At 66.7% G+C, this 17,725-nt stretch carries 15 protein-coding genes; 9 read left to right on the top strand and 6 right to left on the bottom strand.

What is annotated here, in order from left to right; translation table 11 throughout:
* Window positions 1-54 precede the first annotated feature (54 nt).
* Entirely contained in the window at window positions 55-2,472 is a 2,418-nt protein-coding gene (locus QGN32_RS17175) for a glycoside hydrolase family 3 N-terminal domain-containing protein (protein WP_326545515.1), read from the bottom strand.
* A 138-nt stretch (window positions 2,473-2,610) separates the two neighbouring features.
* Between QGN32_RS17175 and fdxA the strand changes: the two genes are divergently transcribed.
* From fdxA to QGN32_RS17160, 3 genes are all read left to right on the top strand, one after another.
* On the top strand, window positions 2,611-2,949 hold the full coding sequence (fdxA, locus tag QGN32_RS17170; protein ID WP_326545514.1) for a ferredoxin: 339 nt from the start codon (window positions 2,611-2,613) through the stop codon (window positions 2,947-2,949).
* Window positions 2,950-3,018: 69 nt separating this feature from the next.
* Window positions 3,019-4,431 (top strand): WS/DGAT/MGAT family O-acyltransferase, encoded by a 1,413-nt coding sequence (locus tag QGN32_RS17165; RefSeq protein ID WP_326545513.1) that lies wholly within the window; start codon window positions 3,019-3,021, stop codon window positions 4,429-4,431.
* A 4-nt stretch (window positions 4,432-4,435) separates the two neighbouring features.
* Window positions 4,436-4,888: a pyridoxamine 5'-phosphate oxidase family protein gene (locus QGN32_RS17160; protein WP_326545512.1), complete on the top strand. Its 453-nt coding sequence runs from the start codon at window positions 4,436-4,438 to the stop codon at window positions 4,886-4,888.
* A 24-nt stretch (window positions 4,889-4,912) separates the two neighbouring features.
* Here QGN32_RS17160 and QGN32_RS17155 read toward each other — a convergent pair whose 3' ends face one another.
* The 3 genes from QGN32_RS17155 to QGN32_RS17145 all read right to left on the bottom strand — a co-directional run bounded on the left by QGN32_RS17155 (window position 4,913) and on the right by QGN32_RS17145 (window position 9,729).
* Entirely contained in the window at window positions 4,913-6,541 is a 1,629-nt protein-coding gene (locus QGN32_RS17155) for a GAF domain-containing sensor histidine kinase (RefSeq protein ID WP_326549121.1), read from the bottom strand.
* 637 nt (window positions 6,542-7,178) lie between these two features.
* The gene (locus QGN32_RS17150; protein ID WP_326545511.1) at window positions 7,179-9,224 is read right to left on the bottom strand and encodes an erythromycin esterase family protein; all 2,046 of its coding nucleotides are present in this window, start codon (window positions 9,222-9,224) and stop codon (window positions 7,179-7,181) included.
* A 67-nt stretch (window positions 9,225-9,291) separates the two neighbouring features.
* Window positions 9,292-9,729, bottom strand: coding sequence for an Hsp20/alpha crystallin family protein (locus QGN32_RS17145; protein ID WP_326545510.1), 438 nt, complete (start codon window positions 9,727-9,729; stop codon window positions 9,292-9,294).
* A 176-nt stretch (window positions 9,730-9,905) separates the two neighbouring features.
* On the opposite strand from QGN32_RS17145, the gene QGN32_RS17140 reads away from it, so the two are divergent.
* Complete coding sequence (locus QGN32_RS17140; protein WP_326545509.1) at window positions 9,906-10,544, top strand: SRPBCC family protein; 639 nt, start codon at window positions 9,906-9,908, stop codon at window positions 10,542-10,544.
* Here the strand turns inward: QGN32_RS17140 and QGN32_RS17135 are convergent.
* Together QGN32_RS17135 and QGN32_RS17130 are read right to left on the bottom strand one after the other, a co-directional pair.
* The gene (locus QGN32_RS17135; protein WP_326545508.1) at window positions 10,541-11,521 is read right to left on the bottom strand and encodes a magnesium transporter; all 981 of its coding nucleotides are present in this window, start codon (window positions 11,519-11,521) and stop codon (window positions 10,541-10,543) included. The two genes, QGN32_RS17140 and QGN32_RS17135, sit on opposite strands and share 4 nt — an antisense overlap.
* 57 nt (window positions 11,522-11,578) lie before the next feature.
* Window positions 11,579-12,178, bottom strand: coding sequence for a hypothetical protein (locus QGN32_RS17130; protein WP_326545507.1), 600 nt, complete (start codon window positions 12,176-12,178; stop codon window positions 11,579-11,581).
* 254 nt (window positions 12,179-12,432) lie between these two features.
* Here QGN32_RS17130 and QGN32_RS17125 point away from each other — a divergent pair, with 254 nt between their 5' ends.
* The 5 genes from QGN32_RS17125 to QGN32_RS17105 are packed head-to-tail and all read left to right on the top strand — an operon-like array spanning window position 12,433 to window position 17,720.
* Window positions 12,433-12,687, top strand: a complete 255-nt coding sequence (locus QGN32_RS17125; RefSeq protein WP_326545506.1) for a hypothetical protein — start codon at window positions 12,433-12,435, stop codon at window positions 12,685-12,687.
* Window positions 12,688-12,695: 8 nt separating this feature from the next.
* Window positions 12,696-14,483, top strand: coding sequence for an acetate--CoA ligase (gene acsA, locus QGN32_RS17120; RefSeq protein WP_326545505.1), 1,788 nt, complete (start codon window positions 12,696-12,698; stop codon window positions 14,481-14,483).
* Window positions 14,480-15,454, top strand: a complete 975-nt coding sequence (gene pdhA / locus QGN32_RS17115; RefSeq protein ID WP_326545504.1) for a pyruvate dehydrogenase (acetyl-transferring) E1 component subunit alpha — start codon at window positions 14,480-14,482, stop codon at window positions 15,452-15,454. Before acsA ends, pdhA begins: the two co-directional genes overlap by 4 nt.
* Window positions 15,451-16,425 carry an alpha-ketoacid dehydrogenase subunit beta gene (locus QGN32_RS17110; protein WP_326545503.1) on the top strand — a complete coding sequence of 325 codons (975 nt, stop codon included), beginning with the start codon at window positions 15,451-15,453 and terminating at the stop codon, window positions 16,423-16,425. Before pdhA ends, QGN32_RS17110 begins: the two co-directional genes overlap by 4 nt.
* Entirely contained in the window at window positions 16,425-17,720 is a 1,296-nt protein-coding gene (locus QGN32_RS17105; RefSeq protein WP_326545502.1) for a dihydrolipoamide acetyltransferase family protein, read from the top strand. The genes QGN32_RS17110 and QGN32_RS17105 overlap by 1 nt, the downstream gene beginning before the upstream one ends.
* Window positions 17,721-17,725: the final 5 nt, after the last annotated feature.

Here is a 17,725-nt window from a genome sequence, read left to right as displayed (position 1 = left end):
CGGTCGCGCGGTCGGTGGCGGCCGGCGGCCTACAGGCACCGGCTCGCGTACTGGCTAGCGGGTGACCTCAGTGATCGAGAAGAACGCCCGCTCCTCGCCGCGGAAGGTGCGTACGGTGCCGGTGACGGTGAACGCGGCTCGAGCTCGGATGTCGGTCGAGCTCGAGCCGACACTCAGCTCCACCGGACCGGGTTCCATGACAAGGTCGCCCGAAAGCCCGGTGTAGGCAAGCACACTCATCGGTACCGTGAAGGTCACCGTCTTCGACGCGCCAGGCTCCAGATCGACGCGGGCGAACCCGGCGAGCTGTTGAGCCGGCAACGTCACACCGGTCGCGGTGTCGGCCGCGTACAACTGCACGACCTCGGTCCCGCGGCGTTGTCCGGAGTTGGTGATGACGACCGACGCGGTCGCCGAGCCGTCCACCTCGACGCTGTCGCTCACCAGCGTCAGTGAGCCGTACGAAAACGTCGTGTAGCTGAGGCCGTGCCCGAAGCCGAACAGCGGGGTAGCCGCCATGTCGAGATAGCCGCGGTGGGGGTCCGCCCCGGTGCGCCGGTAGCCGCTGCCGGCCTTCTGGCCGTGATGGATCGGCACCTGCCCGACGTGCCACGGCATCGTGAAGGGAAGTTTCCCAGCGGGATTCGACACTCCGAAGACGGCGTCGGCGATGGCGGTGGCGTGATGCGGGCCCGCGTAGTAGGCGGTGAGCACCGCGGGCAACTTGTCGATGACGGCGCCGAGCGCATAGGGCCGCCCCATCGAGAGCACGGTGACGGTTGGCTTGCCCAGCGCGGCTACCGCGTCGATCAGCGCGACTTGTTGTGCGGGCAACGCGATGTCGGCGGTGTCGGACCCCTCTCCTTCGGTACGTTCGCCGGACCACGACGACCGTCCGCCCACCGCCAAGATGACGACGTCGGCTTGGCGAGCGGCCGCGACGGCGGGCGGGATGTCGGCCGGTTCGGTGGGCGCGACACCAGTGCCTGCCACAGCGGTGACCTGCGCGCCGGGTAGAAGCCGTCGGACCGCGTCGGCGAGTGACACGGTCGGGTAATGGGACTGAAGATAGCCGCGGCGGTCCGTCGTGAACACCGGCGCGAGTTCGCCGGCGATCGCCACCAGCGCCTCGTGCGGTGCGTCGGCGCCGAGTTCCATTCCCGCCATGGCGATCTCGCCACCGGTCGCCCTGGCCTCGAACATCTTGAGCGCATCCGCGTACGTGTATGTCGAGAACCCGGCCGCCACATCGTCGGCGTGCGGTCCGATGACCGCGACCGTCGCGATCTCGCGGCTCAACGGCAGCAGGCCGTCATCGTTCTTGAGCAGCGTCACCGCCTGTGCCGCCAGGCGGGCGGCCAGATCGCCGCCCTCACCGGCAGCGGTGGTGATGGTGATCGGGTCTTCGGGGACATAAGGGGCGTCGAAGAGCCCGAGCGCGAACTTGTCGCGCAGCACTCGCAGGACGGAGCGGTCCAGTAGCAGCTCGGAGATCCTGCCCTGGCGCACGGCGTGCGCCAACACCTCGCCGTAACCGAAGACGCTCGGCAACTCGACGTCCATACCCGCCGTGAGCGCCATGGCGCCGGCCGCCTCCGCGGTTTCGGCGACCCGTTGACGCGTCTGCAGAAACTCGACGGCGACATAATCGGAAACGGTTGTCCCGGTGAATCCCAGCCTTTCGCGGAGCATGGTGCCGAGCACTGCGGGCGAGGCCGAGACCGGCACGCCATCGAATTCGCTGTAGCTGGGCATCACGCTCGCCAACTTCGCCAACCGGATCGCGGCCTCGAAGGGCCGGGCATAGACGTCGTACAGCTCGCGTGCGCCGACGGCGGTGGCCGCCATGTTCTGCCCACCTTCGGTGACCGCATAGCCGACGAAGTGCTTGCCGGTCGCCAACACGCCGTCGGTCAGGTCGCGCGACTGCAGTCCGCGCGTGTAGGCCACACTCATCGCGCTGACGAGGTAGGGATCCTCGCCGAAAGTCTCACTCACCCTGCCCCAGCGGGCGTCACGGGCGATATCCATGACCGGTCCCAGCGCCTGACGTAGACCCACCGACCGCAGTTGACGACGGAGGACATCCGCCATCTCCTGCACCGCCGCCGCGTCCCAGGTCGCGGCCATCGCGATGGGAGCGGGGAATGCCGTGAAGCACGGTGCCACCACGCCGCTCATGGCCTCGTTGTGGCAGATCGCGGGAATCTTCAGGCGGGTGTGGGTCATGAGGTGGTGCTGAATGGCGTTGACCGCCTTGGCAAGAACCTCGGGCGGCTTGTGTCCGATCAGGCCGAGGGCACAGACATGGCCGATACCGTTGCCGAGATGCACATCGAGTTGGCTGCGATTCGTCCCGTCCACACTGAAGAGCGCCAGCGGAAACACCGAGGACAATTGCATCGCCTTCTCGTCGATCGTCATCTCGTGCAATAGATCCTGCGCACGCTGCATCGGATCGGCCGTCGCCACAAGGGTTGAGTATCCTCCCGTCGACGTGGATAGCCAACGAATGAACGTACGTTCGGCAGCGCCGCAGTGACTTTGGTCCTCGAAACAACATGCCTTCGGCCCACGATCACCGCCGCTCGCGCTTCCTACACTGCGGCCATGACCTACGTGATCAGCAGTGCGTGCGTTGATGTGATGCACAAGTCGTGTGTCCCGGAGTGCCCCGTCGATTGCATCTACGAAGGCTTGCGATCCCTGTACATCAATCCCGACGAGTGCGTGGACTGCGGCGCATGCAAACTGGCGTGCGAGGAAGGCGCAATCTACTTCGAAACAGACCTGCCCGACGACGAGCAGCAGCACCTCACCGACAACGCCGCCTTCTTCGCCGACATCCTGCCCGGCCGCGACGCCCCCGTAGGCTCACCCGGCGGTGCCGCCAAGCACGGTCCGGTCGGTGTCGACACGCCCCTGGTCGCGGCGATGGCGCCACGGTGATCGTGGCCTGCGCGAATTGAGGACCTAAGCCTCTACCCCCGCCTGTGCCGACCACCGACAGTGAAAGGTATGGAGCAGCTCACGACGCTAGACGCAGGATTCCTGCAGGCCGAGGACTCCGACCCGCACGTGAGCTTGGCGATCGGCGCCATCGCCGTCCTGGTCGGCCCCATGCCCGACTTCGACTCGCTCGCATCCGATCTCGCCGAGCGCATCCTGGCGATACCGCGCTTCCGTCAGGTCCTGCACACCCATCCGCTTGATCTGGGCGCTCCGGAGTGGACGGACGACGCCGACATCGACATCTCCCACCACCTCCGTCGTGCAGCGCTGCCGCGCCCCGGTGACGATGCTTCGTTGTTCCGCTGGGCCGCCGAAGTGATGGAGCGGCGACTGGACCGCGACCGACCGCTGTGGGAATGCTGGATCGTCGACGGTCTGGCACACAACCGCTGGGCGATGCTGATCAAAATCCACCACTGCATCGCCGACGGCGTGGCGGCGACACATCTACTCACCCAACTCTGTGACTGCCACACCGGTCAGACATGTTCGACGGCGCTCCGCGCTGCGCAGGCGCCGGTGCCGAAGACCCCGCGGCCACCCGCACTGACATTCAATCCGATCGATTGGATGGTTTCCGCGTGGCAGACGTCCCGAGGGGTGACGTCAGCCACGCGCCAGGCGGTGCGGGGGGCCGCGGACCTCGCGACCGGACTACTGAGGCCCGCGGCCGCGTCGTCACTGACGGGGCCGGTAACCGATATGCGCCGCTACGCGGCCGTCGAGGTGTCGCTGGCGGAGGTGAGCCGAATCTGCCAACGTTTCGATGTCACGGTCGACGACGTCGCCTTGGCAGCGATCACCGACAGCTTCCGGACGATCCTGACGCGTCGCGGCGAGCAGCCTCGGCGCACGTCCTTGCGCACCCTGGTACCGGTGTCCGTGCGGCCCGACGATGCGGTCGACAAGCCCGACAACCGCGTATCGGTGATGCTCCCGTATCTTCCAGTCGACCTGGCCGACCCGATCCAACAGCTGCAGACCGTGAACGCTCGGCTCACCAACGCCAAGTCGAGCGGCCAACGGGAGGCGGGAAACATCCTCATCGCCGCCGCGAATGCGGTCCCGTTTCCGCTCATGGCGTGGGCGGTACGGACGCTGACCCGGCTACCGCAGCGCGGGATCGTCACGTCGGCGACCAACATCGCGGGTCCCCGCCGGCGGTTGCGGCTCAAGGGCCGAGAGGTCGTCCGGTTGCTGCCAGTCCCGCCGCTCGCCCTTCGGTTGCGGACCGGCATCGCTATCCTGAGCTACGCCGACCACCTCGCGTTCGGCATCATCGGCGACTACGACGCCGCGCCCGACGTCAACGAACTCGCCGATGGTATCGAGCGAGCCGTCAGCCGACTGGCCGAACTGAGCAACGGCCATTGGCGTTGCACCCCCGTCGGCACCCTTGCTCTGGTCCAAGGAGGCTGATCACGTGACCAAGGGACAGGAACTGGACGTCCTCAACCGCAGGCAGTGCCTCGACCTCATGCAAGGCGTCCGGGTGGGTCGGCTCGTTTTCACCGAGGACGCGCTGCCTGCGGTGCAGCCGGTGAACTTCCGGCTATGGCACGACGACGTGGTCATCCGGGTCGCGGGCGGGCCGAAGCTCGCCGCCGCCACCGACAATCAGGTGGTGGCCTTTCAAGCCGATGAACTCGATGCGGATCTGCGCACGGGCTGGAGTGTCACCGTCGTCGGGCACGCCCAGCCGATCACCGACGTCGACGACTTGCTGGAAGTGTCCGGGACATTCATTCAGCCGTGGGTCGACGGACGGCGGGATCATTTCATCCGAATCCGGACCGAGAAGATAACCGGACGCCGGTTCCGCGAACGCGGCCTGCCTGAGTACCGCGGGGCAGACAAGAGCGCGACCTCGTCGTGACCTGCGCGGTGGGGAATCGAATCCTCAGGGAAGCGGCGCGCTCCACCTGAGTTTGGTGCCGCCCGCAGGCGCAGCTTCGATCGCGAAGTCGCCCCCGACGTCGTCGGCGCGCCGACTGAGGTTCCTCAACCCGCTACCGGTGATGTCGCCGGTGATGCCGCACCCGTCGTCGACCACCTCGATGCACAGATCGTCGCCGACGGCGACGTTGATCGCCAGCGTCGAAGCCCGCGCGTGCCGCACGGCATTGCTGACGGCTTCCCTAACGACGGCTTCCGCATGGTCGGCCAATGTCGGATCGACGACCGACAACGGGCCGGAGAACTGCACTGTGGTCCGCAGGCCGGACCCGGCGAACTGCGCGACGGCTTCGTCAAGCCGCTGGCGCAGTCTGGTGATGCCGGCGTCGTGCCCATGAAGGTCGAAGATCGCGGTGCGAATTTCCTGGATGACGCTCTGCAGGTCGTCGATACACTCGGTCAGCCGCTGCCGGACTTCCGGCTTGTGCGTCCGCGGAATCGTTCCCTGCAACGCAAGTCCCACCGCGAACAGCCGCTGGATCACATGGTCGTGCAGATCGCGGGCGATCCGGTCACGGTCGCTGAGGATGTCGAGTTCACGCATCCGCCGTTGGGTGGTGGCAAGCTGCCAGGCGAGCGCGGCCTGATCGGCGAAGGCCGCCATCATGTCGAGTTCGTCGGCGCTGAACGGCGGCGAGCCGGGGGACCGCGCAGCCACCAGCACACCGGGGACGGTGTCGGATGCACGCAGCGGCAACACCAGGGCGGGCCCGGTGCAGGCAATGCCAGGCGCCAGTTCGAGGCTGTCGAACCTGCACGGCGTCCGTTGCACGAACACGTCCCCGATCGGGGTGTCTGCGGTGGGTATCGTCCGAAGCGACCCCTCCGGCGCATCGCCCGCGGTGGCGACGACAACCAGCTCATCGACCTCGGCAGCCGGCTCGTCCAGATCGGCAGGCACCGCCACGAGGGTCAGTTTCGCGCCGCTCAAGTGCCGTGACTCGTCGGCCACCAGCCGGAACACGGTTGCGGGATTCGTGCCCGCCAGCAGTTCGGTGCCGATGTCACGCGTGGCTTCTATCCACGACTGCCGAACCTTCGAGCGCTCGTACAGGCGGGCATTGTCGATCGCGATGCCCGCCGCGGCGGCAAGCACCTGTACGAGCACCTCGTCGTCGTCGCTGAAAAGCTGACCACCCACCTTCTCGGTCAGGTAAAGGTTGCCGAACACCTCATTGCGGATACGCACCGGCACCCCGAGAAATGTCCTCATCGGTGGATGGTCCGGCGGGAACCCGACTGAAGCCGGATGGTTCGAGATGTTGTCCAGCCGAATGGGTTTCGGATCGTCGATCAGGACTCCGAGCACCCCGTGCCCTTCCGGTAGGTGCCCGATCCGTTCCCGCACCGACTCGTCGATGCCTTCGTATATGAACTCGACCAGCTCGTGGTCGTATCCGCGGACACCGAGGGCGCCGTACTGGGCGTCGACCAGCTGGGCCGCGGTGTGGACGATCGTTCTCAGGGTCTGGTCGAGGTCGAGCCCCGACGTCACCACGAGCATCGCGTCGACAAGACCATCCAGTCGGTCCCGGCCCTCGACGATCTGCTCGACGCGGTCCTGGACCTCCATGAGCAGCTCGCGGAGCCGCAACTGGGAAAGCGTGTCGCTCAGCGGACGCGTGGCGTTTTCGCCACCCAACCCGACCGGCTGTACCGGCTCAGTCACGCCCCCATCGTGCCACTCGTCAAGCCGCTTTACGAGCAATCGACGGCATTTTTGACGGGTCGGACAGTACCGTTGAGACGGCGCTAGCCTGGCACGGCGGCCTGGTGACTAGGCAGTTCGCGTAGCGTCACCTCGACTCGATCCCACCGCACCGGGTCCCGGACACCACGCAGCATCTTCTGCTCCGCGGCGAATGGGCGGTGCCGAACAGGACGTGTCCGACCGCACCTCCACTGCCCCCGACCAGCGGTATTGTCGAACCGTCAGTGTCGAGGAGGCGGAATGTCCACGCCCCAACCTGGCGAAATCCCGTTGAGACGCCAGGTAGCACCCGGGCACCATTGCGGCCACCACCTCACGAGCGACATCCGCCGTACCGGCGGGCCGGCCACACGCTGGCAACAGCAGTTCCTGCCATTCCGGACGGCTGGACTTCGCATTATGGATATCTGCGACCCCGCTCATCCCAGCCGAGAGGAAGCCGGCGCGGCGTATCGATCGTGACGGCGCGTGTCGTTAGTGCCATCCTTCTGGACAGCGATCACAAGCCCGTCGGGTAGGTCTCCGGGGTTTCGCCGGCGACCCACACACTGCTCACCTCGAGCGGCTCCAATGCGCGAGTCTGGTCGATGTGGATGATGGCGTCGAACTGCTCGCCGGGACGGACGTGGTAGTAGTGGCTCTGGCGTTCGGTGGCCGGCAGGTAGATCACCCCGATGGCCCGGGCGAGTCGCACGACGTCCAGCGGTTCGGCCGCCGCGCGGCTGATCGTCGGTGAAATCAGGAAAGCCGGCCGATCTGTTTCGTGGAAAAGTTCTTCGACACTGCCGTTCAGCGCGGGCCGGACGACTTTGCGCTCCGCGATACCGCCCCACTCACTGGCCGCGGTGACGGTGCCCGAATAGGTCGTGAACCCGATCAGCCGACAGCTTTCGCCGTAGCGCTCGCGCACCAGTTGGCCGAGCGTCACCTGGCCGTCGCTGCCGACCTCGGTCGCCCGTGCGTCACCGACGTGAGAGTTGTGCGCCCACACCACAATTCGTGTGGTACCAGCTTTGTGATGCCGGTCCAGGTGAGCCAGCAGGGCTTGGAGCGTTTGTGCCATGTGCTGGTCTCGCAGGTTCCAGGACGTCACGCGACCGCTGAACATCGCGCGGTAGTAGCGCTCGGCGTCCCGCACGGTCTGCGCGTTCTGCTGCGCATAGAACGCCTCGTCCTCGACGAGCAGCCCGTCACGTCGCGCATATTCCATGGTGGTCCGCTGCATTTCGACCAGTTGGTCGATCACCTCTCGCTCGCACGACAGCCCCGCGCCGAATGCGGCCGCGAAACCATAGGCCTGGCCGTCGTCGGCCGATGTGTGGTCGAAGCAGGAGTAGCGCATCCGCGCCCGAGCCGCGGCCTGCGGGTCGACGTTGTCGAGATAGGCGATCACCTCCCGCATCGAACGGTGCAGGCTGTAGAGGTCAAGGCCGTAGAAACCGGCCTGTCGTCCACCGGCCGCCCGGGTTTGGCGGTTGTGGTCGTGCAACCAGTCGACGAACTCGCGGACGACGACGTTGCGCCACATCCAAGCGGGGAATCGTTCGAAACCGCTCAACGCCTCGTCAGCAGACGTGTCGGCGCCCGCACCGTGTAGGTATCGGTTGACGCGGTAGGCATCGGGCCAGTCGGCCTCGGCGGCGACCCCGGCGAATCCCTTCTCCTCGATCAGCCATTTGGTGATCTGTGCGCGGGCCTCGTAGAACTCGTGAGTCCCGTGTGAGCTCTCCCCGATGAGCACGACCCGGGCATCGCCGATGATCTCCTCGAGCGCCTCGGCCGGGGGCAGGCCGCCGGGTGCGTCGATCGCCGTCCGGTCGATCACCTCTGCAGATGTCTCCTGAATCCGGATCCGCGCGGTGGCGAGGCCCGTGGTGGGGGTGGCGAGCAGGTGCCGCACCTCCTCGTCGCCGACCTGGTGGAAATCCCAGAACGACTCCCCGACAGCGAGAAACGGCGTCGGCATACTGGCGCACACCACGTCGTCGGCGATGCCGGCCAACTCCCGGCAGGTCGACTCCGGCGCGGCCGGCACCGCGATCACGATCTCGGCGGGGTCCGCGTCGCGCAGCGCATGTATCGCGGCCGACATGCTGGCCCCGGTGGCCAGGCCGTCGTCCACGAGAATCACCGTCTTACCGGTCACATCCACCGGTGGCCGACCACCGCGGTAGGCCGCCTCGCGCCGCAGCAACTCGCGGCCCTCGCGTTCGGCGACATCGCGAAGTTGCTGAGGCGTCACCCGCAGCGCGCGCAGCACGTCGTCGTTGACGACGACGCGGCCGCCACTCGCGATTGCACCCACCGCGAACTCCTCGTGCCCCGGCGCGCCGAGTTTTCGCACGACGAAGGCGTCCAGCGGAGCGGCAAGTGCCGCCGCGACCTCCCAGGCGACAGGGATGCCCCCACGAGGCAGTCCCAGCACGACGACGCCTTCCCGGCCCCGGTAGGCATCGAGCATTCCGGCCAAGACCCGTCCCGCTTCGCGGCGATCGCGAAAGACCCGCCGCGGCGCGTTCCGGACCGCTCCGTCTGCACGCGTCATTCCCGTTCTCCGATCTGCATTGCTCCTGGCGGTCCCGGGATTCGCCACCCCAGGACCTTGCGCGGGCTCACTTCTCGGCTTGCACCGGAATCTGCTTCTCCCCCGACTGAGGCGCCTCTTCCTGAACCGGCACCGTCACCGTGAGGATGCCCTTGTCGTACCGCGCCGTGATGGCGTCCTCGTCGGCGCCCGGCGGCAAGGTGACCGAGCGAACGAACGAGCCGTAGGAGAACTCGGAGCGGCCGTTGGATTCCTTCTTCGCCGTGCGCTCGGACTTGATGGTCAGGACGCCGTCACGCACCGTGACGTCGACTTCCTTCTCGGGATCGATGCCGGGCAATTCGGCCCGCAGCTCGTAGTTGCCGTCCTTCATCTCGTCTTCGAGACGAATAATGTTGGCACCGAACGGTGAACGCAGATGCGACCAGGACGGGAAGCCCTCGAAGAATTCGGTGAGTTCCGGCCAGAACCCCCGCGGCCGACCTGTGGCGGGCAGCTTGCTCATGGTTGCTCCTTGGTGAACAGTGGAAACCTCCACCTCGATTCGACCATCGTGCTGTGGTTGCCGATAGGGACGGAAGTCCCCGCGAGATGTGCCGTTCGTCGATGACGATCCGCTTGGTCGGCCGCTTAGGACCAGCGGCCCTACCGGGCGCCGCGTCAGGAAGGCACTCTGAGCACATGACGATCAACTTGCTGCGGGTCGGAGGGGCCCTCGCCGTGTTGTACGGAGCCAGACGGTTCTACCGCAACTGGGGAGCGACGAAAGAAGAGTCACGGATGCGGCTCGCCGGCGACGAACTGCTCGACCGCCCAGTTCTCCAGACCACCGAAGCGGTCTGGATCGACGCCCCGGCCGCGACGGTGTGGCAGTGGCTGGTGCAGATCGGTCAGGACCGGGGTGGTCTGTACACGTTCGACACGCTGAACCTGGCCGGTCTGCGGTACCACAACGCCGAACGAATCCATCCCGAGTGGCAAAACCTGGCACCCGAGGACACCGTGCGGTTGGTCCCCAAGGGTTGGATGGGCCTGCGGGACGGGATCGCACTGAAAGTGGTCGACGTCGCCGATCGCGAGTCCATCGTGTTGCGAACGATGTCGCCAGAGTTGTGGGACGCCGTGTGGTCGTTTCACGTCATCCCGCACTGGGATGACCGCTGCCGGCTGATGGTCCGGACCCGCACCCGGCTGCACCATCCGGGCCAGGTATTGGCCGACGAGCTCGCGGGTCCGGTGAAGGCCTTTGTCATACGGGGGATGCTGTTGGGCATCAGAAGTAGAGCGCAGCAACAGTTCCAGGCCGAATCGGCTGGTTAAGCCAGCAGTGCGGTGACGGCGCCGAGGTATATCAGAATCGACAGCAAGTCCTGGATGACTGTCGCCAGAGGACCGGAACCGAATGCCGGGTCCCGGCCGAAAGCCTGCAGCACCCACGGCAGGAGCAGAGCGACCACCGTAGCGATGCTGCTGGCCGCCAAGACCGCCAGGGCTACGGCCGCGGCGAGTCGGCCGTCACCGGTTATGAGCAATACCACCGGGATCATCAGGAACCCGAGCAGAATGCCTACGACCAGCCCTGTCAACGCTTCGCGGGCAAGGATACGGCGGATACCGATACCGACCGAAAGACCGCGAATGGCAAGGGTTTCCGTCTGGGTGCCGACCGCATCGGCGAGATAGACGATGCCGGGGACGAAGTAAGCCACGGCCAGCACGGATTGCAGTCGGGTCTCGAAGGCGGCCATCAGGCCAGCGGAGACCATCGCCCCGACGAGTCCCACCACCAGCCACGGCAACCGGTGCCACAACCGCTGCGAGACACTTTCGACGCTGGTCGTGCGCGCCGACTCCACGGAGTGCAAGAACCCGCCGAGTCGGGCCATGTCTTCCTCGTGCTCGGCCAGTAACACCGCCAGAAGCTGTTGTGGGGCAATCAGTCCCCGGAAGTACCCGTCACCGTCGACCACGGCGAAGCCAGGCTCGTCGCGCTGCACGGCCTGCCACGCCGCGTGCTCCTGGTGGGTACCCGGAGCGACGACCGGCGGGCTGGGGTCCATGATGTCGGCGAGTGTCGCCTCGCCCGGTGCGGCCAGAACGCGTTCGATGGTGGCGACCCCCACCAGTTGTTGCCCATCAAGCACCGCCACCGCGGCCGCGCTGAAGAACCGCCGACCCCGCATCGCCTCGATCGTCTCCGACACCGAGTCCGTTGCGGCCGCCGTCGGCACTCGCATGCTGGCGTGTCGAAGTGCGGTCGCCATCTGCTCGGACTCGTATTCGGTATGGGTGACCATGACGTCGGACCATACCGAGGACACCAGGGCGATACCCCCGACCGTGCGCCCGGCGCTTCACTGCTGATGTAGCAGCGCGGCGTTGACGATCTCCTCGGCGCGGACCAATCGCCGTTCGGCTTGGTCGACGCTGGCCGTGAACTCACCGCTGTAGGTATTGCGCGACCCAGCTGCGAGCGCCAGACACATGTGCGCCGCGGCGTGGGCATCCTCTGCGGCGGCGGTCAACTCGCTGGTGAGTTCAGGGGTGGGGGCGGGCAGATAGGTGTGGACGTCGACCCCGGCGAGGTCGTGCATCTTCTCGCACGCCTCCTCGAGACCGGCTGGGTTCATCCGACTCAGCGAACGCCGAGCGTCGGTGATGGACTGCCGTAACTCGGTGACAGGGGTGTGCGCGCTCTCCCACCACTCCGAGATGGATTCCTGCCCGGCGGGGGTCGCCACGTCCGACTCGGCTTGGTCACCGCCGCGATTCATGGCAAGCACCAACGACGCAGCCAGAACCACCAGCGCGACGACAGCACTCGCTCCGATGAGGGCCCATTTGGTCCGGAACCACGCGCTCGCCTGGGCCTCCGTCTCCTCGATCGGGGCCCCGCACTCGGCGCACAGATCGAACCCCGCGGGGTTGTGGTGGCCGTTCGGACACCTCACCATGCTTCACGCCTCTCCTCGAGCGCGCCGCCCACGCCTGATTATCGAGCGGAGCGTCATGCCTCGATCATGCACCGCCGGCTTCCGTCGGCACAGGGCCGTACGGACCGCGATCAGGGGACTAAAGACATGAGAGTCCAGGCCGCGGATATGTGACGAGGGCCGAGAGACTGATCTTGGTGTGACTTTGGTCTCTACCCTCGTCGCCGCGGGTCGCTGACGATGGATTGCGAAGACCGTGACCGAAAGGGGTTCCGATGGCGCCGACCGACCGCGTCGATCTGACGACGACGGAGTTCGACACCGTCGCATGGCGGTTTCTGAGATCCGAATTCGCCAGCCATACCTACTCCGATTGGTCACTCGACCGTCGCCTCGATGCTTACCTCATGCATAACGGGCCGTCCGAGTTGCTCATCGACGGGTCGGCTTACAGCGCGCTGCTGGAACGGGTGATGGTCAACATCGGCCCCGCGAGGCGCAACGGTGTCATTTCGTCACCGAAATTGTGAGTACGACCATGACGACCATCGAAAAGACCGTCGAGGACTGGAAGGTCCCGCCCAACTACACCGGCTACGAGCAGACTCGGGCCGCGTTCAGCTGGTCGGCGGTGCCCGACCCGTGTGCGGGAATGCCGGGCGGTGGATGCAATATCGCCTACGCGGCGGTCGACCGCCATGCCGACGGACCACTGGCGTCGCGCACTGCCCTGCGGTTCATCGCCGACACCGGCCCCGGCCTCGACCTGATCACCCATGACCTCAGTTACGCCGAACTCGGCCGTCGCACCCGACGGTTCACCAATGTTCTGCGCGGGCTGGGCGTCGGTAAGGGCGACGGTGTCTTCCTCATCATGGGCCGCATCCCGGAGTTGTACGTCGCGATGCTCGGGGCGCTGCGCAACGGCAGCGTGGTGTCGCCCCTTTTCTCCGCGTTCGGGCCGGAACCCATCGCCACCCGGGTAACCATCGGTGAGGCCGCCGTGTTGGTGACGACCAAAGCGCTCTACAAACGCAAGATAGCCAAGATTCGCGATCAGTTGCCGTCGGTGCGCCACATCCTGCTGGTCGACGGGTCCGAGACCGAACCCGTCCCCGGCACATTGAACCTTGCACGGCTGATGGACGAGGCCTCTGAGGACGCCCCGATCGAACCCACCACCGCGGAGGATGCCTCGCTGCTGCACTTCACCAGCGGCACCACCGGCACCCCGAAAGGGGCGCGCCACGTACACGGCGCGGTGGCAATGCACTTCCTCACCGGTTTGTACGCCCTGGACCTCCATCCCGACGACATCTATTGGTGCACAGCCGATCCCGGCTGGGTCACCGGCACTTCGTACGGCATCATCGCCCCGCTGCTGCACGGGGTGACCTCGATCATCGACGAAGCCGAGTTCGACGCCGACCGCTGGTACCGCATCCTCCAGGACGAGGGCGTGACCGTCTGGTATACCGCGCCGACGGCCATCCGCATGCTGATCAAGGCGGGCCCTGAAGTCGCCGCGCGGTACAGCTTTCCCAAACTGCGCTTCATCGCGAGCGTCGGCGAGCCGCTGAACGCCGAGGCGGTCTGGTGGGGTAAGCGAGTGCTGGGTCTACCCATTCACGACAACTGGTGGCAGACGGAGACCGGCGGGATCATGATCGCCAACACCCCGGCGTTCGACATCAAGCCCGGTTCGATGGGTCGGCCGCTCCCCGGTGTGGATGCCTTCGTGGCGCGTCGGAACGACGACGGTTCGGTATCGGTCGTCGACGAGCCCGACGTCGAGGGCGAACTCGCCCTGAAACCGGGCTGGCCGTCGATGTTCCGCGAGTACCTCCACCAGGAAGAGCGGTATCGCAAGAGCTTCGTCGACGGGCTGTACCTGTCGGGCGATCTGGTCAAGCGCGACAGCGATGGATATTTCTGGTTCGTCGGGCGCGCCGACGACGTGATCAAGTCCGCAGGCCACTTGATCGGTCCGTTCGAGGTGGAGAACGCACTGACGGACCACCCGGCCGTCGCCGAGGCTGCCGTGATCGGCAAACCCGACCCGACTGTCGGGGAGTTGGTGAAGGCCTTCGTCACGCTCAAGGACGGGTTCTCCCCCACCGACGACCTTCGGCTGGAGCTGACCGGCCAGGCCCGCAAGCGCCTCGGCGCCGCGGTGGCCCCCAAAGAGATCGAGTTCGTCGAGAGCCTGCCGCACACGCGAAGCGGCAAGATCATGCGTCGCCTCCTCAAAGCGCGTGAATTGGGGTTGCCCGAAGGAGACACCTCCACCGTCGAAGCGCCGCAGCATCAGGAGGCAACGTCATGACCGATCCGGAGTTGGCACGCGCCTTGCTCAACGACATGGTGCGGGTCCGGCTGATGGAGGAGAAGTGCGCAGAGCTGTACAGCGCGGCCAAGATTCGCGGCTTTCTGCACCTCTACGTCGGTGAGGAGGCCGTGGCCGCCGGCTCGCTTCGCGCGCTGGAACCCGACGACGCGGTGGTGGCCACCTATCGCGAGCACGCGCACGCCCTGCTGCGTGGGGTGCCGATGACCCGGATCATGGCCGAGATGTTCGGCAAGCAGGAAGGTTGCTCTCGAGGCCGGGGCGGCTCCATGCACCTGTTCGACGCCGGCGTCAGGTTCTACGGCGGCAACGCCATCGTCGCCGGCGGGCTACCGCTCGCCGTGGGATTGGCGCTCGCGGACAAGCAGCTGGGGCGAAACCGGATCAGTGCATGCTATTTCGGTGAGGGCGCGATAGCCGAGGGGGCGTTCCACGAGTCGCTGAACCTGGCCCAACTGTGGCAGCTGCCGGTGCTGTTCTGCTGCGAGAACAACGGGTACGCGATGGGCACCGTCTTGGATCATGAACTGTCGCAAGTGGACTTGACCGCCAAGGCGGCGTCGTATCGCGTGCCCGCTCTGGCCGCCGACGGCATGGACGTGCTGGCCTGCCATGCCGCCGCGCAGGAAGGCGCTTACCACGTGCGCAGTGGCGCGGGTCCGTTCTTCCTCGAATTCCGCACCTACCGCTTCCGCCCGCACTCGATGTTCGACCCGGAGTTGTACCGCGAGAAGAGCGAGGTCGAACACTGGCGCGAACGCGATCCGGTTCGTAGGTTCCCCGAAAAATGTTTGGCGGAGGGAATATTGACCGACGACGACCTCGCGGCGATCCGTAGCGCCGCCGAACAAGAACTGGCCGACGCGGTCGCCTACGCCGAGGCCGGCACGTGGGAGGACGTATCCGACCTGACCCGCGACGTGCTCACTCCCGCAGGGAGTACGGCATGAAGACGGCCTACCGTACCGCGGTGCACGATTCGATCCGCGACGCCATGCTCGCCGATTCGCGGGTGCTGCTGATGGGCGAGGACGTCGGCCGCTACGGCGGCACCTACGCCGCGTCCAAGGGACTGTTGGAGGAGTTCGGGCCGGACCGCATTCGCGACACCCCGCTTTCGGAGCTCGGCTTCGTCGGCGTGGGAATCGGCGCTGCGCTCAACGGATTACGTCCTATCGTCGAAGTGATGACGGTGAACTTCAGCCTGCTGGCGCTCGATCAGATCGTCAACACCGCGGCGGCGCTGCGCCACATGTCCGGCGGCCAGTTCTCGGTGCCGTTGGTGGTACGCATGGCCACCGGTGCCGGACGCCAACTGGCGGCCCAACATTCGCACAGCCTCGAGGGCTGGTACGCCCATATCCCGGGCATCAAGGTGGTGGCCCCCGCCACGGTGGCCGATGCCTACGGGATGCTGCCCACCGCGCTGGCCGATCCGGACCCGGTGGTCATATTCGAGCACGTGCAGTTGTACAACGCCTCGGCCGACATCGACGCGCTGGTGCCCACCGACATCGACAGGTCCGTGGTGCGGCGCGCGGGCAAGGACGTAACGGTGATCACCTACGGCGGTTGCCTACCCAAGGCCCTCGACGCCGCCAACGAGTTGTCCCTGTCCGGAATCGACTGCGAGGTCATCGATTTGCGGGTGCTGCGTCCCCTCGACGACACGACGCTCCTCGAGTCTGTGCGCAAGACACACCGGGTGGTGGTGGTCGACGAGGGCTGGCGCACCGGCAGCCTGTCCGGTGAGATCAGCGCGCGCATCGTGGAGAACGCGTTCTACGACCTCGATGCGCCGATCGTGCGGGTGTGCACGGAGGAGGTGCCCATTCCCTACGCCAAGCACCTCGAGCAGGCGGCGTTGCCACAACCGGAGAAGATCACCGCCGCGGTGCGCAGCCTGTTCGGTGAGCGCTGATGATCGAGTTCAAGATGCCCGCGTTGGGTGCCGACATGGACGAGGGAAAGCTCGACGAGTGGCTCGTCAAGCCCGGCGACACGGTGACCCGCGGACAGGTCGTGGCCGTAGTGGAGACCACCAAGGCCGCGGTCGAGGTGGAGTGCTGGCAGGAGGGGACGGTCACCGAACTGCTGGTGCCGGTCGGTACGACGGTTCAGGTGGGAGCGCCGTTGGCGCGCTTGGCGGAACCCGGCGAGACCGTCGAACTCGCACCCGCCACGGCACCGGCCCCCGAAACGATCGCAGCGGTCAGTGAGCCCGCACCGGCCGCCGAAGTTCCCACTGTGGTGGCAGTGGCGCCGCCCGCCCAAACGCCGACCGTCACCCCACCCGCCCCGCCGGCACCCGCCGTGCCGGCACCCGCCGCGCCGCAGTACCACCGGCGCTGGGTCTCCCCCGCCGCCCGTCGCCTCGCTTCGTCGCTGGGCGTCGACGTCGAGGCGCTGACCGGCACGGGACCGCAGGGTGCGGTCACACTCAACGACGTCGAACATGCCGCGGCGCACGCGAAGACGGCCGAAGCGCCGAAGCCCGCTGCCGCACCGGGCGAACCGCTGTCGCCGAAGCAACTGGCCGCCAAGCGCGGAGCGGAGATGCGCCGCTCGATCGCCGCAGCGATGATCCGGTCCAAACGCGAGATTCCGCACTACTACCTGGCTCACGAGATCGTCCTCGACAATGCCCTGCAGTGGCTGGCCGAACGCAACGCCCAGCGCTCCATCACCGAACGTGTGCTTCCCGCGGTCCTCCAGATCAAGGCCGTCGCGCTGGCCGCCCAACGGTTCGGTGAGTTCAACGGGTTCTGGCGCAACGACACCTTCGAACCGGCCGAGGCAGTGCACGTCGGCGTCGCGATCTCCCTTCGGGGCGGTGGCCTGGTGGCACCTGCCATCCACGACGTCGCCGACAAGAAACTCGATGAGCTGATGGCAAAGCTCACCGATCTCGTGGCCCGCGCTCGGGCCTTCTCGTTGCGCAGTTCGGAGATGTCGGACCCGACCATCACGGTCACGAACCTCGGCGACCAAGGCGTCGACTCGGTGTTCGGGGTGATCTATCCGCAGCAGGTAGCCCTGGTGGGGTTCGGTAAACCGGGACAACACGTGCGCGCGGTCGATGGCGGTATCCGGATCGCCACCACCGTGCAGGCGACGCTGGCCGCCGACCATCGGGCCAGCGACGGGCACCGCGGGGCGCTGTTCCTCGCCGCGATCGACGAAGTACTTTCCCAACCCGACCTTCTGGAGAAGTGACCGCC

The organism is Mycolicibacterium sp. ND9-15, assembly GCF_035918395.1.
In the GTDB taxonomy this organism is placed as follows: domain Bacteria; phylum Actinomycetota; class Actinomycetes; order Mycobacteriales; family Mycobacteriaceae; genus Mycobacterium.
This window is presented reverse-complemented; position numbering and strand designations above follow the sequence as displayed.

Coding starts and splice junctions, on each gene's coding strand:
- fdxA (WP_326545514.1), top strand. CDS start 2,611: ATGACCTACGTGATCAGCAGTGCGTGCGTTGATGTGATGCACAAGTCG.
- QGN32_RS17140 (WP_326545509.1), top strand. CDS start 9,906: ATGACGATCAACTTGCTGCGGGTCGGAGGGGCCCTCGCCGTGTTGTAC.
- QGN32_RS17165 (WP_326545513.1), top strand. CDS start 3,019: ATGGAGCAGCTCACGACGCTAGACGCAGGATTCCTGCAGGCCGAGGAC.
- QGN32_RS17135 (WP_326545508.1), bottom strand. CDS start 11,521: ATGGTCACCCATACCGAATACGAGTCCGAGCAGATGGCGACCGCACTT.
- QGN32_RS17125 (WP_326545506.1), top strand. CDS start 12,433: ATGGCGCCGACCGACCGCGTCGATCTGACGACGACGGAGTTCGACACC.
- QGN32_RS17145 (WP_326545510.1), bottom strand. CDS start 9,729: ATGAGCAAGCTGCCCGCCACAGGTCGGCCGCGGGGGTTCTGGCCGGAA.
- QGN32_RS17105 (WP_326545502.1), top strand. CDS start 16,425: ATGATCGAGTTCAAGATGCCCGCGTTGGGTGCCGACATGGACGAGGGA.
- QGN32_RS17110 (WP_326545503.1), top strand. CDS start 15,451: ATGAAGACGGCCTACCGTACCGCGGTGCACGATTCGATCCGCGACGCC.
- QGN32_RS17130 (WP_326545507.1), bottom strand. CDS start 12,178: ATGGTGAGGTGTCCGAACGGCCACCACAACCCCGCGGGGTTCGATCTG.
- pdhA (WP_326545504.1), top strand. CDS start 14,480: ATGACCGATCCGGAGTTGGCACGCGCCTTGCTCAACGACATGGTGCGG.
- acsA (WP_326545505.1), top strand. CDS start 12,696: ATGACGACCATCGAAAAGACCGTCGAGGACTGGAAGGTCCCGCCCAAC.
- QGN32_RS17150 (WP_326545511.1), bottom strand. CDS start 9,224: ATGACGCGTGCAGACGGAGCGGTCCGGAACGCGCCGCGGCGGGTCTTT.
- QGN32_RS17155 (WP_326549121.1), bottom strand. CDS start 6,541: ATGGAGGTCCAGGACCGCGTCGAGCAGATCGTCGAGGGCCGGGACCGA.